Below are 14,642 nucleotides of genomic sequence, written 5' to 3'. Positions count from 1 at the left end.
GTCTTAAAAGTCTATATCAAAGATATGAATTTCTGCGTCAGACTTAATTTGAACCGCCGTATACGGAACCGTACGTACGGTGGTGTGAGAGGTCGGGAGTTAGTCGCTCCCTCCTACTCGATTCTCTCATAGATAAGATTGATTTTTTTTAATCATTAACTTTAACCTAATAAATAAAGGAGGAAGAAAAATGAGCAATTCAGACACTATTGTTACGCACGTAATACTCCGTATAAGTCGTTAATATCCATCAAACTTATATGGAGAAATTAAGAGTAGATGGATGTGCCGACTTTGTATAAAAAGTAAAAAATATTGATATACAAAGGAGGAATAATAATGTCAATGATACAAGTTCAAGATTTAACTTTTGCTTATCCAGGTAGCTTTGACAATATTTTTGAAGGTGTGAACTTTCAAATAGATACGGATTGGAAACTTGGATTTATCGGTAGAAATGGACGAGGTAAAACAACATTCTTTAATTTATTATTAGGAAATTATGAGTATAGTGGGAAAATAAATTCTTCGGTAGAATTTAATTATTTCCCTTATCCTGTTTCGGATAAAAACAAGTATACTTATGAAATCTTTGAAGAAATTTGCCCCGGGGCAGAGGATTGGGAATATCTTCGTGAAATATCCTATCTAAATGTTGATGCCGAGGTCATGTACCGACCATTTAAAACATTATCAAATGGAGAACAAACAAAGGTATTACTTGCTGCACTTTTTTTGAATGAGGGTCAATTTCTATTAATTGATGAGCCAACCAATCATCTAGACACTGATGCACGAAAGATGGTCTCTGATTATCTAAGGAAGAAAAAAGGGTTTATTTTAATTTCACATGACAGAATCTTTTTAGATGGATGCGTTGACCATATCTTATCTATAAATAGAGCAAATATTGAAGTTCAAAGTGGTAACTATTCTTCTTGGAAGTTAAATTTTGATAGACAACAGGAACACGAAGAGGCAACAAATCAGCGCCTACAAAAAGACATAGGGAGATTAAAACAGTCTTCAAAGCGTTCGGCAGGTTGGTCTAATCAAGTGGAAGCTTCCAAAAATGGGACAACGAATTCGGGTTCTAAGTTAGATAAGGGTTTTGTAGGACATAAAGCGGCCAAGATGATGAAGAGAGCGAAGAACCTTGAATCAAGGCAACAAAAAGCTATTGAAGAAAAGTCAAAATTACTAAAAAATGTGGAGAAAACTGAGTCGTTAAAATTAGAGCGATTGAAAATTCAGTCAAATGAATTGGTTGTTTTGGCTGATGTGTCTGTTAAGTATGATGACCAAATAGTAAATGAACCAATTAGCTTCATAGTTGAACAAGGGGACCGAATTGTTCTTGATGGAAGGAATGGAAGCGGGAAAAGTAGTATCCTAAAACTAATTCTAGGACATCCAATACAGCATACAGGCTCAGTTAATTTAGGTTCAGGACTCATCATTTCCTATGTCCAACAAGATACTTCTCATTTGAAGGGATCGTTATCGGACTTTATTAAAGAGCACGAGATTGATGAGACGTTATTTAAATCCATCCTACGTAAGATGGATTTTGACCGAATTCAATTTGAGAAAGATCTATCTCATTATTCTGGTGGACAAAAGAAAAAGCTGCTTATCGCTAAAAGTTTATGTGAAAAAGCTCATTTATATATATGGGATGAACCATTAAATTTTATTGATATTTATTCGCGTATGCAGATTGAAGAGCTTATTCAACAATTTAATCCCACAATGGTTATTGTTGAGCATGATCAGGCATTTCAACAAACAGTCGCAACAAAAACTATATTTATGTAATTTAATATGAATAATTGAATAGATAATCAGTAAATCAGGTTATAAAAAATAGGTTGCTTAAGTGAAAAAGGATCGTCTTTCGACGGTCCTTTTTATGCGGTAATTAAGAAGTATAGTTGAAAAACAGGACAGTAAAAACTTCTACTCAAGATTCGGAGGTATTAATTGCCCAGATAGGCCAGATACATTCACAGCTAGTGCATAAGATTCATTTAGTTCATATTACAGATTAATTGTCTCTTTTCTCGTAACATAGTTATTTTTGACCTAAAACATTGCAATATTAGATTTTTGTTTATATGCCATTTCAACAGATTGGAGCGATTCTTGTAATAATCCCCGATTATCTTCTTGTTCAACAGTTCGAATTGCAGCTTGAAGGTTTTCGACAGCTTGTTTTAGTGCCGTTGTTGCTTCCTCAGTATATCCACGAGCATTATTTTGCATAAAAGTTCCACCTTTCCTTTGACAGCATTAGTTTGTGTATAATTTTTGACAATATGTATGTAAATAAAAAAGTGTTATGAATACTCTATTCAAATCAAAAGAAAAGCTGAGTAAAAAGATCAACTTATCAATTGTAATGATAAAGTATTTTATAACACTTCAGAATTATCCGCATTAACGGGCAGTAATACCCCCACCTCAAGATCCAAAGAGAAACGAGGAATATAGGTGGGGGATAACTGCCCGTAAAAGCCCGATTGGGCGGGCTAACCATCAGTCGGGGATGAAAAAACCCCACTGATGGAAGTTTCAATTTATCTGCCTAAAAATGAAAGGATGGCTAATCTTTTTTTGTTTTTTGGGAAATGGACTATATTTTTATTATTTTCTACTTCTAATTTAATATTTGTAAGTAAATCTTGAATATCAGATAACTGATTTTCCATATTTGTAACTTGTTTTTTTATGTCTTCAATTTCACCTCTATGTTGTAACAATTGAACATTCACCACTTCGTTTGCTTTTGAACGTAACTCGCTTTCCATAGATGAAAGTCGATTTGTAATCTCATTCATCATTTTTTCATTGTTATTCACATTTGAGTCATTGTTATTTTGAATGCGATCCTTGATGGAGTGTAATGAATTTTTTAGAATATCGACTTGGTCAGCTGAGAATAAATATCCTCCGTTTGCATTTTTTTCTAAATCTAGATTAGCCTTTTTAGCAAAATCTAATATTTTTTTTCGGTTTGTATTTAATTGTTCTGCAACTTCAGTAGTCGTATACATCATCAAACCTCCAATACTTTTTTTATAAAATAGTTAATATAACATCTATTCAAGAGTGAAAGTGCTAGTTCCTTTGCGACCGACAAAACTAGTGTGTACTCGTCAAAACTTCTAATAAACCGATGAAAATTGAAAAATTTCACTAGTAAGGAGTTAAAGTTAAAAAAATATAGTTATGTCATTTCTTTATCATTCCATATTATTGATAACATTGAATAGAACTGAATATACTAAATGTAATTAATTCCTTAAACACTAGCTAAGGGAGTAATTCTAGGAAGGAAGTTCCTCTATTTCGTTAATTAAGGAGGATTATTTTGTTAGCGATTCACATATTACTCATATTTGTTTTGATCGGTTTTTCTGCATTTTTTGTAGCTTTTGAATTTGCAATTGTAAAAATAAGAACTTCAAGAATCGATCAATTGGTTGGCGAAGGGAATAAAAGAGCTTTAGCAGTAAAAAAAGTCATTACTCACCTTGATGAATATTTATCTGCTTGTCAATTTGGGATTACAATTTCTTCTTTAGGTTTAGGGTGGCTTGGAGAACCATCTGTCAGTAAAATAGTTGAACCATTGATAGGAAAATTGCCTTTGCATACTTCCATTATAAATGGAGTTTCTTTTGTTATTTCATTTGGACTAATAACGTTTATTCATGTGGTTGTAGGAGAATTAGCTCCTAAATCAGTAGCAATACAAAAAGCAGAGTTGATTGCCTTAAATTTTACACCATTGTTAATTATATTTTATAAAATTACATTCCCATTTATTTGGTTGTTTAATAATTCAGCTCGATTAATATTACGTCTATTTCGAATTCCACCAGCAACAGAACAAGAAGTTGCACATTCTGAGGAGGAATTAAGAATACTTTTATCAGAAAGTTATAAGAGCGGAGAAATTAATCAGTCAGAATATAAATATGTAAATAATATTTTTGATTTTAATATGAGGGTTGCTAAAGAGATTATGGTACCTCGGACTGAGATGGTAGCGATTGATTTAAGTCAATCATTAGATGAAAACATTCAGTTTATGAGTACTGAAAAATATACCAGATTCCCAGTTGTTGATGGAGATAAAGACCATATCGTAGGGCTAATTAACTTTAAGGATGTTTTTACAAACTGTATTTTACATCAAGAACAGGAGCCTACAAGTGAGATAGAAAAATACATACGACCAATTATCCAAGTAATAGAGTCCATTTCTGTCCATGATTTACTTGTAAAAATGCAGCGAGAACATATTCACATGGCAATTTTAGTTGATGAATATGGAGGGACCTCTGGGTTAGTTACAGTAGAGGATATTTTAGAAGAAATAGTTGGGGAAATTAGAGATGAATTTGATGTTGATGAAAAAGATGAAATTTTAAAAGTTGGTGTAAATAAAGCGATTATTGAAGGAAAAGTATTAATTAGTGAAATAAATGATTTGTTTAATTTGCATATAGATGAACACGATGTAGACACAATAGGAGGTTGGATATTAACAGAGAATTTTGATATAAACGAAGGAGATAAAATAAAATTTGAGAACTATACTTTTACAGTTCTTTCAATGGATGGGCATTATATAAGATCAATTGAAGTCGAAAGAGATGTTTCAAAACCAATCCAGGAAGAAGAAAATCCGACATGATAACTTATAGTTGAGTCGGATTTTCTTTTTGTCCTAAAAGCTTGTTGTAAAAAAAGATTTTGGAATAGAAAATGATGATAAAGAAGTTGATTGGAACGGAAGGTGCGAGACTCCTGTGGGACCAGCGGGACAGGAGAGACCCCGCAGTCACCGCCCGCCCCACGGAAAGCGAGCAATCTGGAGAGGAAATCAACAAAGAGCCTTCGTTTTTCTATCTTAGAAATTTCACATACCGTACTAATTAGAAAACAGTGTTGTTAAAAACATCGTCTTTAACAAAAATTTCTGGTTTATCAACTGCGTATTGATACGTAAGAACTAAACCAATCGGTGTAGGAGTTGGTAAATTATTTACTAACGAAAAGGGAATGTTTTTCATATTTGCTAATTTTATATATTTCGATAACGCTGAGTATGGTAAGGACCCATTTAGTAATACTGTAATGCCTTTAAGAGAGAGGCTTTTCTCAAATTCTTTATAAATTTCGTTTTTCATCACTTGACTACCTGTTAAAGCCAATTCAATTCTTTCTCTAATTGTTCCTAAATAAACATTTCGTTCTTCAACTTTAATTTGTTTCTCGCCATATATTCCTTTTTTTATATAATCATCAACATTGTTATTTCCTGCCATATGACACCAACTTTCAACTATTGTTTAAAAAAGGCTGTTTTCGTATACATTGTTGCTATTTTAGAATACGCTAGTTGATTACAACTCCAGGTTGCTCCCTTTCCGTAGGGTGTGAGCTGAGCCTCTTCGGCAAGTCTGTGGGGTCTCAGTCTTCCTGGTATTCTCACAGGAGTCTCGCACCTTCCACCCGAATAAACTTCTGTCTTTAAAATTAAAAATCTCGGGTAGCAACAATCTTTTAGAAAAGAGACATCAATGCTAAAATTTGCACCATGAAGTATAAAAATGCGCAATAGAAGTTATTTTCAGGGTAGCCTTAAAAAATCCATATTTCTAATGATCATCTTCTTATTATTACCTATTTGAAAATTATTAAAAAAGAGCAAATTCAAATGAAAATTGTGTATAATTTTAGAAATATGAGTATTTTTCGAAAATATACTTAACGAATTTTTTGATTTTTGTTAAAATTAATAGGTAGATTCAAAATATGCTAGGAGGTGTTTCCTATTACACTATCATTGGAGCAGAGATATTGCACATTTATCCGAGATAATAAACCAGTTTTGATAGAAAATTGGGTAAATAATGTTTATATCAATAGCGATGACCCATATAAAGACATTATTATCGTAAATGGTGCAAAATTAATAGATCATCTTCTTTTATATTTAGAGGGAGAAAGTAATGAAAGAGACATTCAGGATTTATCGGATAAAATAGCTGAAGAACGAGTTCATGCAGGGGTTAATATTGGCGATTTTGTTTACAATGCGAATAATGGAAGGAGCGAAATTTTTACTCATTTAGCTGCATTTGAAGAAAAAGTAGCAGTTGTACAACCTCTAATCAATAAAATAAACTTCGTATTCGATCAATTTATTTATTTTACAATAAAGAAATATTCAGAGGTAATGGCTCAAGACATCGAAGAAAAACAAAATTTTATTGATGAAACACATAAGGAAAGATTAACCATTCTTGGACAAATGTCTGCTAGTTTTGTTCATGAGTTTAGAAATCCGTTAACGTCTATTATAGGTTTTGTTAAACTACTAAGAATTGAAAATCCTCAGATGAAGTATCTTGAGATTATTGATCATGAATTACATCAGTTAAATTTTCGAATTGAACAATTTCTTCATATTTCTAAGAAAGAAAATGATAAAGTATTAGAATATTTTATGATTAATGACTTGTTCAAAGACATTACTGATTTTTTATATCCAAGTCTTGTTAATTCAAGTGTAATATTACAAGAGGTTTTTTCTGATAAAATTTATGTGCATGGATTTCGAAATGAAATTAGACAGGTATTATTAAATATTTTTATGAACTCAATTGATGCACTTATATCCAATAAAGACAAAAAAATTGTTCAATATCAGGTTGTCGAAGTAGAGGATAAAATTATCATAAAAATTCGAAATAATGGACCTAAAATTGACGATGAAAAAATTTGTACCATTTTTGAACCGTTTGTAACAACTAAAAGTCATGGAACAGGAATTGGACTTTTTGTTTGTAAGCAAATTATTGAGAAACACGAAGGCCAAATTGAATGTTATTCTGATGAACAATGGACATCTTTCTTTATTTCGTTGCCTAAAATTAATGCATAATGCCATACTTATAACGAGAAAATATTTTACATAACCTGAAAAATATTTGAGCGAATTACAATGAATTATTCATAAATTCGCTCGAATATTTTTTAATATTAAGAAGCTCAAAATAATAAAAATGTAAAGGTTAATAGCTAGAATTCAAAGACTTCCAAACAATTAATGGAGTCTTTTTATTTTTTTCTCTTTTTAGATTGTTGCTTTTAAGTTATATAATTTAAAAGACAGAAGTTGATTGGAACGGAAGGGTGCTCGACTCCTGTGGGATTAGCGGGAAGGCTGAGACCCCGCAGGAGCGATAGCGACGAGGAGGCTCAGCTCACGCCCCAAGGAAAGCGAGCATTCTGAAGTGGAAATCAACTTACATATTCTATAACAGCAACAAAGTTTACGAAAATGGCCTTGTTTTTTTATAACCCATCTGGTATCGATCTTAGTTTATTATAATTGCTTCTAATGATCGTTCGCCTTCTGTTGTCCCTGTCAAAATTAAGTGATAAATTTTATTCGCTTCAAATCTAAGATTAGGTAGTGATAAAACTACAATTTTTGTACCTGATATTCGTACTTCTAAGTCAACTGTCATTGGTGATAACGGTAAATAATCAGACAACTCACTGAATGAAATATTTCCAAATACAACATCACCATCTTTGACAGCAAGATCGAGTGCAGGTAATTCTGAAGTAAGATGTAAAAATCTTGCTTTTGATTCATTATTTGGTAAAAAGGTATTGTCAATATAAGGAAGTAACGTCAAGCTTTCATTTTTTCCTGCAGCAGCAACAGTATAATAAACGTTAGGTTCAACTGGAAGAATGACAGAAATAATTGGGTTAGATCTGTCTTCAGTTAAATACACATCTAAACTATGATGGTCAGGAGAGAGGTGTGCATATTGTGTAGCATTCTTGTAATTTATCATTTTAAAAGTTTCAATCCCATCGATGAATAGATCTATAGGAGGAAAATCTGGAGAAGCATGAAGAACTCGAATATAGGAGGATTCAGTTAAAGAATTACTTATTTGTATACTGGGTGATTTTGTATGATTTAATACGTTCGTTAATTTTTGAACATATTCAAAATGCTTATAATAATATGTTACATATAGTTCTGGATGAGTATACTTATAATAATTTGCAATTTGTTCGTACATAGTAGCTTTAAATGCGTAATACTCGACATGATTAGAAAATACCACTGCTTTTCCCTCCTAAAAAATCCCTATCAGTTTAATCTCTATGTTTATAAACGGATAATTATGAATTTAATTACTTTTTGAAGTAACCATGAAATAGATTGATTTATAGATCAAAAATAAATAGAATACATTTAATCTATTATTCAAATAGCATATAAAGTTAGTACTCGTATAATTTTGGAAAAAATCGGTCCAAGAGTTTCTACCAAACTACCGTATAGTTTGACTACGAGGGAATATGATCATTTTACATGTTCTCTCCTCGTCTATTTTTAGGAGGAGTTTTTTTTATGAATTTAAAAGAGATGCGTGCTGCAACAAAAAAAGAAGTTGCTGAGATTGTCTTTAAAAACGGGAAAATACTAAATGTTTTTACGAAAGAAATCATTACTGCTGATGTCGCTATTACAAACGGAGTCATTGTGGGGATAGGTGACTATAGTGGGCAGACCGAAATCAATGTTCAAGGTAAATTTATTTCATCAGGATTCATTGATTCACATGTACATATTGAATCATCTATGGTTGTACCAAAAGAATATGCGAAGGTAGTCCTTCCACATGGGGTAACAACTGTTATTACAGATCCTCATGAAATCGCAAATGTGGCAGGTGTTAAGGGGATTCAATTTATGTTAGATGCTTCGGAGAATCTTCCGTTAGACGTTCGTGTAATGTTACCATCATGTGTGCCAGCTACCTCTTTTGAAAAGGGTGGAGCTGAATTATATGCTGAAGATCTAGAACAGTTTATTGGGCATCCGAGGGTATTAGGTTTAGCAGAAGTAATGGATTATCCAGCTGTTATGAATATGTCTACACAAATGATGGACAAAATTCAGTTAGCTCATCGAAATCAGTTACCAATCGATGGTCATTGTGCGGGACTTTCAATCAATGAAATAAATGCCTATGCATATGCAGGAATACAAACTGACCATGAAAGTACTACACCCGAAGATGTGATCATGCGAACACAATTAGGGATGTATGCTGCACTTCGTGAGGGATCCGCAGCTCGTAATTTAAAAGATTTACTGCCTGCCGTGACAGAAAAAAATGCCCACCGTTGCATGTATTGTACAGATGATAAGCATTTAGATGACATTGTAAAAGAGGGAAGTATCGATTTTTGTATTCGTACTGCCATTCAGCATGGGATAGACCCACTAACTGCGTATTCTATGGCTACACTTCATCCTGCACAATGTTATAATTTAAAACGAAAAGGAGCAATTGCGCCTGGATTTGAAGCCCATCTTGTCTTTTTATCGAATCTTGAAGAGGTAACTATTTCAGATGTATTTATACAAGATCGATATTATGTAAAAGATGGAGTAATTAGTGAAAATATAGAAGCAACAATTGAAACAGATGATATTGGAAGCAAAGTTAATTTATTTGATTACTCCAGTAAAGATTTTGAATTGTTAGTTGGAAAAGAATCAAAAGCAAATATTATCGAAATTAATCCAAATAGCATTGTAACTAATCATTTAGTAAAAGAAATTGAAAATATAGAATCTCCATATATACCTTCAATCAAAGATGAAGAATGTAAAATAGCAGTCATTGATCGTTATCAAGGTATGAAAGAAATGGGAATAGGCATTTTAAGAGGGTTAGGATTAGTCTCTGGGGCTATCGCAACAACAATAGCACATGACTCACATCAGTTAATTGTTGCAGGCTTAAACGATGAAGATATGTTATTAGCTACGAAATCAATCAATGAAATTGGTGGAGGTATTGTCATTGTTAATGAAGGTAAGGTAATCGCAAGCCTAGGATTATCTATCGGAGGATTAATGTGTGAGGATTCAGCAGAAGAAGTAATTAAGAAGCTTTCGCAAATAGATGAAGCACTTTTAACAATCCGTCCAGTAAACACATTTAATGCTTTGTTAACATTGTCATTCCTTGCATTACCTGTTATTCCTTCTTTAAAAATGACAACAAAAGGATTGTTTAATGTATTAAACATGAACTTACACCCAGTCTTTGAAAAATAGGTGTTAAGTTAACCAATAGGCAGTAGCATATATATCACTTGTTTTTTTCTTCACATAAGGTATTAGCGTACAATCTAATACCTAAGTGATGGACATTATTATGTTGAATAAAACTTTAATAATTAATTAGATTACTACTCACTTTTTCTGTTATATATGACAAGGAAAGGTGAGTTTTTAATAGACTCATCTCTAAAAAAAGTTGCTTTAATAGATCTAATGATAATGAAATTGATTGGAGCGGAAGGTGTGAAACTCCTGTGTTAGCAGAGGGATAGGTGAGACCCTGCAGGAACGAAAACGACGAGGTAGCTCACCGCCCGCCCCATGGAAATCGAGCATCCCTAGTTCCAATCAACTATCGGAACAAAGTTTATGAAAACACCCTTTTTATAAGAATAAAAGGATGAACACATAAAGTTTTAAAGAACGGTATTCGAATTTTCTATTATAATTGAGCAGATGGTACAATACGAAAACCATGGTTTTTTCTTAGGTGTTCAGCTATATGCCAATTGGTAACGGAGTTTACTTTGTAATGGCTAACCATTTTTTGAAATTCTTCCTGGGTAAAGCTTTTCTCGTGCTGTAATAAATATAGGTCCCTTACAATACTAATATCATCATTATTGTCAAAATTACTTTGAATGAGTGAATACAAGTACATATTGCTCTACCTCCGTTTTAATAAAAAATGCTTGAGTCACATTTTAATTATAGTTACTTTTAGTTTATCTAAAATACAAAAAAATAATTGTTTTCCTTTATAGGTAATATTATATCTAGGACAAACTCTTCTATAGGGTAGATAACCGTTGTACCTAGGACCAAAATAGGCATCTGACTATCACATATATCTTTCTTTTTCATACTGTATTAGTGTAATAACTATTACCTAGGTGAAGGATTTTTATCTATTCATAGAAAATGGGGTATAAAAGCTGATATATCAACGAGTTGGTTACTACTCACTTTTTCCGTTGTAATATGACATGGAAAAGTGGGTTTTTTTAGGATAACAGAGAACTACAGTACTCGATATCATATAGTTTTGAAGATAAATATTTATCAACTTCCTTATAGTTGAGCAGAAGGTACAATACGAAACCCATGGTCTTTTTTTAGTTGTTCAGCAACATGCCAATTCGTAACTAATTTCCCTTTGTAGTGACTTACCATATTCTGAAATTCTTCCTGAGAAAAACTTTTCTCATGCTGTAATAAATAAATGTCCCTTACTACGCTAATGTCATCATTGTTGTCAAAATACTTTGAATGAGTGAATACAAGTACAAATTACTCTACCCCTGTTTTACTCACCAAATGATTGATTTAAATGCCAATCGAAAATTACTGTTATTTTTACCAAAAATGATGTGAAATAAATGTGATTTTTTCTGTATATTTTTTAATCATGGTTCCTGTCTGAATGTCTATGAGGTAAGCAAACTATGAGTATCTACAAATGTCTATAAAAATCAATAGACGTTGCAACAGGGCATTTCAGAATGTCCATTATTGTGTACTTTTATAGACGAAATCGTTGATATTAACAATTGAAATGGAATTAGATACAGAAGACTTAGAAACCCGAATACTGTTTGAAGACGAATGAGGTCTATCCCACCGTACCAAAAGAGGAATACTAATAGATTACAATGCCTATTGTTGCGCGCATCCGAACGCCAAAAACTGAAACCCAGAACATTCAAGTAAGTAAAAATGTATAGATTAACCACTTAACTTGTCCATTTCAAAATAAACGCAATTTGCATTTATTGTATTAGTAAACCAATAGGAGGTGATTACAATGGCCTTGGTATATTCTACTGGTCCTATGGAAAATGTGTTTAATAATCCTCAATCTTTTACGGTTCTTACTGCAGTTTTGAATAACCATAAACACAAAACCATTACTGCTAAAATCGAGGTATTCAAACTAAATGGAAAAAAGATATTGATTGACTCAGCTACGCTAACCATCGCACCTGGCTCCTCATTCTTTCATCTGTCTGACGTTTCAAAAACCACTGAATTTGAAATTCAAATTGGAATAAGCCCTAGCAACGACCCTGACGATGTATTGATTGGTGTTTTTGGTAGAGATGCAAATACAAATCTTGTTGCTGCCCATCGTGTAGTTCACAAGGAATTAACTCGAATCGATTAACTAACTGTTTAATGAAAATTAAACAAATAAGCTCATGGGGATACTGAGTTTACAAGAATCAATAGGTGTATTTTAACCGTCCAATTCAATGGACGGTGTTTTTTGGACAAGGGGGCTATCGTATCACAAGAGCGACCCCATATGTTATTGAAATATCGACCAAATACCTCAAATTAATGATTAGAAAAAGTAAAAATAATTATTATGTTTAAATCAAGCTAAGTTTGTTCCAAGTCTTGATATATATGAGATAACCGTTAATCCAAGGACCAAAATAGGCATCTGACTATCACATATATCTTTCTTTTTCATACTGTATTAGTGTAATAACTATTACCTAGGTGAAGGAGGAAATACAATGAAAGGTTCAGTTGTGTCACCATATGGATATGGCGGATACCCTGGTGGTTATGGCGGCTACGGTGGCTACGGCGGGTGTGGCGTTGGTGGATTCCCTGGTTACGGCTACGGTGGCGGATGTGGTTACGGCGGTGGATTTGGTTGGGGCAGTGGCTTTGCATTAATCGTAGTTTTATTTATTCTATTAATCATTATTGGTACTACTACTACCTTTAGAATTTAATTAAATCAATTACTATTTTAGTAAAATAAAAAAACATTGAGCGTCAGCCACAGGAAACCGACTAACTTAGGTTAGTCGGTTTTGTTGCTGTTTTATAGATAATTACTAATCTTGCTGATGATGAGGAAAAATTGCCAAGTGAAATGTCGATTTATATAAACCAATTATGGATTCATTTGCACCATAAAACGAATCATCGCATATAAAGAAGTAGGTAAATACCTAGTAGATTCTCCATAATAAAAAAGGGGATGACATAATGAGCTTAGATTTATATAAACCGAAAAGACACTGGAAGGATATTTCATTATGGAAAGACGTAACAGAAGATCAATGGAATGATTGGCTATGGCAATTAACAAACACAGTTCGTACTTTAGATGATTTGAAACAAATCATCGATTTAACAGAAGAAGAGGAAGAGGGCGTTCGAATTTCTACGAAAACGATTCCACTAAATATTACCCCATATTATGCTTCACTCATGAACCCAACTGATCCTCGTTGTCCTATTCGCATGCAGTCTGTTCCTATTGGAAAAGAACTAAACAAAACAAAATATGATGCAGAAGATCCTTTAGGTGAAGATGATGATTCTCCAACACCAGGATTAACTCATCGTTATCCTGATCGTGTATTATTTCTTGTGACAAATCAATGTTCAATGTATTGCCGTTATTGTACGAGAAGAAGATTCTCAGGACAAATCGGAATGGGTGTGCCTAAAAAACAATTGGATGATGCCATTGCTTATATCCAAAATCATCCAGAAGTTCGCGATGTGCTTATTTCTGGTGGGGATGGATTATTAATAAACGACCACATACTTGAATACATTATTAAAAATTTACGTGCGATTCCTCATGTCGAGATTATTCGGATCGGTACAAGAGCACCAGTTGTATTTCCTCAGCGGATAACAGAAAATCTTTGCACTATCTTAAAAAAATATCACCCAATTTGGTTAAATACACATTTTAATACTTCAATTGAAATCACTGAAGAATCAAAGAAAGCGTGTGAAATGCTTGTTAATGCTGGAGTTCCAGTTGGAAATCAATCAGTTATTTTGGCAGGAATAAATGACAGCGTTCCAATCATGAAAAAGCTTATGCATGACTTAGTTAAAATTAGAGTTCGACCATATTATATATATCAATGTGATTTATCTGAAGGGATTGGCCATTTTAGAACACCTCTTGCAAAAGGGTTAGAAATTATAGAAGGACTCAGAGGGCATACAAGTGGTTATGCAATTCCAACATTTGTTGTTGATGCTCCAGGTGGTGGAGGGAAAATTTCTCTTCAACCAAACTATATTGTTTCACAAAGCAGTAAAAAAACAATATTGAGAAACTTTGAAGGTGTGATTACTTTTTATCCTGAACCTGAGTCTTATGTTGAAGGAACTGCAGATGAATATTTTCAATCAATCTATTCAGACCATGAAACAAAAGCTTCCAATATCGGTATTGCAGGCATCATGTCTGAAGAGTATTCAAGCTTATTACCGAGTCAATTAGAACGTTTGAAGAAACGCGAAAACTATTTAAAAGATCCTTCACATAGTTCGTTAAAGGATAAAAGACAGAAACGTGATGAAATGAAAGAAAGAAAATATAATTCACAGATTCAAAAAATGGATGGGACTAAAAAGGATGAGGAGAAAAAATAATTTGTCATTATGGAGTTATGAAACTTACAAGATA

Annotated in this window: 12 protein-coding genes and 1 riboswitch; of the genes, 7 read left to right on the top strand and 5 right to left on the bottom strand. The window is 32.9% G+C overall.

What is annotated here, in order from left to right; all coding sequences use genetic code 11:
- The first annotated feature begins 339 nt into the window (after positions 1-339).
- Positions 340-1,818 carry an Lsa family ABC-F type ribosomal protection protein gene (locus J5Y03_RS15220; RefSeq protein ID WP_209406852.1) on the top strand — a complete coding sequence of 493 codons (1,479 nt, stop codon included), beginning with the start codon at positions 340-342 and terminating at the stop codon, positions 1,816-1,818.
- A gap of 267 nt (positions 1,819-2,085) precedes the next feature.
- Here J5Y03_RS15220 and J5Y03_RS15215 read toward each other — a convergent pair whose 3' ends face one another.
- Positions 2,086-2,265, bottom strand: a complete 180-nt coding sequence (locus J5Y03_RS15215; protein WP_209406851.1) for a hypothetical protein — start codon at positions 2,263-2,265, stop codon at positions 2,086-2,088.
- Positions 2,266-2,579: 314 nt separating this feature from the next.
- Positions 2,580-3,056, bottom strand: a complete 477-nt coding sequence (locus tag J5Y03_RS15210; protein ID WP_209406850.1) for a hypothetical protein — start codon at positions 3,054-3,056, stop codon at positions 2,580-2,582.
- 317 nt (positions 3,057-3,373) lie between these two features.
- On the opposite strand from J5Y03_RS15210, the gene J5Y03_RS15205 reads away from it, so the two are divergent.
- Positions 3,374-4,705 (top strand): hemolysin family protein, encoded by a 1,332-nt coding sequence (locus J5Y03_RS15205; RefSeq protein WP_209406849.1) that lies wholly within the window; start codon positions 3,374-3,376, stop codon positions 4,703-4,705.
- Positions 4,706-4,946: 241 nt separating this feature from the next.
- Here J5Y03_RS15205 and J5Y03_RS15200 read toward each other — a convergent pair whose 3' ends face one another.
- Positions 4,947-5,339, bottom strand: a complete 393-nt coding sequence (locus tag J5Y03_RS15200; protein WP_209406848.1) for a YueI family protein — start codon at positions 5,337-5,339, stop codon at positions 4,947-4,949.
- Between the two features lie 500 nt (positions 5,340-5,839).
- Between J5Y03_RS15200 and J5Y03_RS15195 the strand changes: the two genes are divergently transcribed.
- Positions 5,840-6,961, top strand: coding sequence for a histidine kinase N-terminal domain-containing protein (locus J5Y03_RS15195; RefSeq protein ID WP_209406847.1), 1,122 nt, complete (start codon positions 5,840-5,842; stop codon positions 6,959-6,961).
- 436 nt (positions 6,962-7,397) lie between these two features.
- Here the strand turns inward: J5Y03_RS15195 and J5Y03_RS15190 are convergent, their stop codons facing one another.
- Positions 7,398-8,168 (bottom strand): DUF4397 domain-containing protein, encoded by a 771-nt coding sequence (locus J5Y03_RS15190; RefSeq protein WP_209406846.1) that lies wholly within the window; start codon positions 8,166-8,168, stop codon positions 7,398-7,400.
- A 147-nt stretch (positions 8,169-8,315) separates the two neighbouring features.
- Positions 8,316-8,417, top strand: a riboswitch (purine riboswitch).
- 41 nt (positions 8,418-8,458) lie between these two features.
- Between J5Y03_RS15190 and ade the strand changes: the two genes are divergently transcribed.
- Positions 8,459-10,180: an adenine deaminase gene (ade, locus tag J5Y03_RS15185; RefSeq protein WP_209406845.1), complete on the top strand. Its 1,722-nt coding sequence runs from the start codon at positions 8,459-8,461 to the stop codon at positions 10,178-10,180.
- 448 nt (positions 10,181-10,628) lie between these two features.
- Here ade and J5Y03_RS15180 read toward each other — a convergent pair whose 3' ends face one another.
- Positions 10,629-10,847: a hypothetical protein gene (locus J5Y03_RS15180; protein WP_209406844.1), complete on the bottom strand. Its 219-nt coding sequence runs from the start codon at positions 10,845-10,847 to the stop codon at positions 10,629-10,631.
- A 1,143-nt stretch (positions 10,848-11,990) separates the two neighbouring features.
- Here J5Y03_RS15180 and J5Y03_RS15175 point away from each other — a divergent pair.
- The 3 genes from J5Y03_RS15175 to kamA all read left to right on the top strand — a co-directional run bounded on the left by J5Y03_RS15175 (position 11,991) and on the right by kamA (position 14,608).
- Entirely contained in the window at positions 11,991-12,350 is a 360-nt protein-coding gene (locus J5Y03_RS15175) for a hypothetical protein (RefSeq protein ID WP_209406843.1), read from the top strand.
- Positions 12,351-12,708: 358 nt separating this feature from the next.
- Positions 12,709-12,933, top strand: a complete 225-nt coding sequence (locus J5Y03_RS20025; protein WP_209406842.1) for a YjcZ family sporulation protein — start codon at positions 12,709-12,711, stop codon at positions 12,931-12,933.
- A 259-nt stretch (positions 12,934-13,192) separates the two neighbouring features.
- Entirely contained in the window at positions 13,193-14,608 is a 1,416-nt protein-coding gene (gene kamA, locus J5Y03_RS15165) for a lysine 2,3-aminomutase (protein ID WP_209406841.1), read from the top strand.
- Positions 14,609-14,642: the final 34 nt, after the last annotated feature.

The sequence above is a fragment of the Gottfriedia endophytica genome, from assembly GCF_017814275.1.
In the GTDB taxonomy this organism is placed as follows: domain Bacteria; phylum Bacillota; class Bacilli; order Bacillales; family Bacillaceae_G; genus Gottfriedia; species Gottfriedia endophytica.
This window is presented reverse-complemented; position numbering and strand designations above follow the sequence as displayed.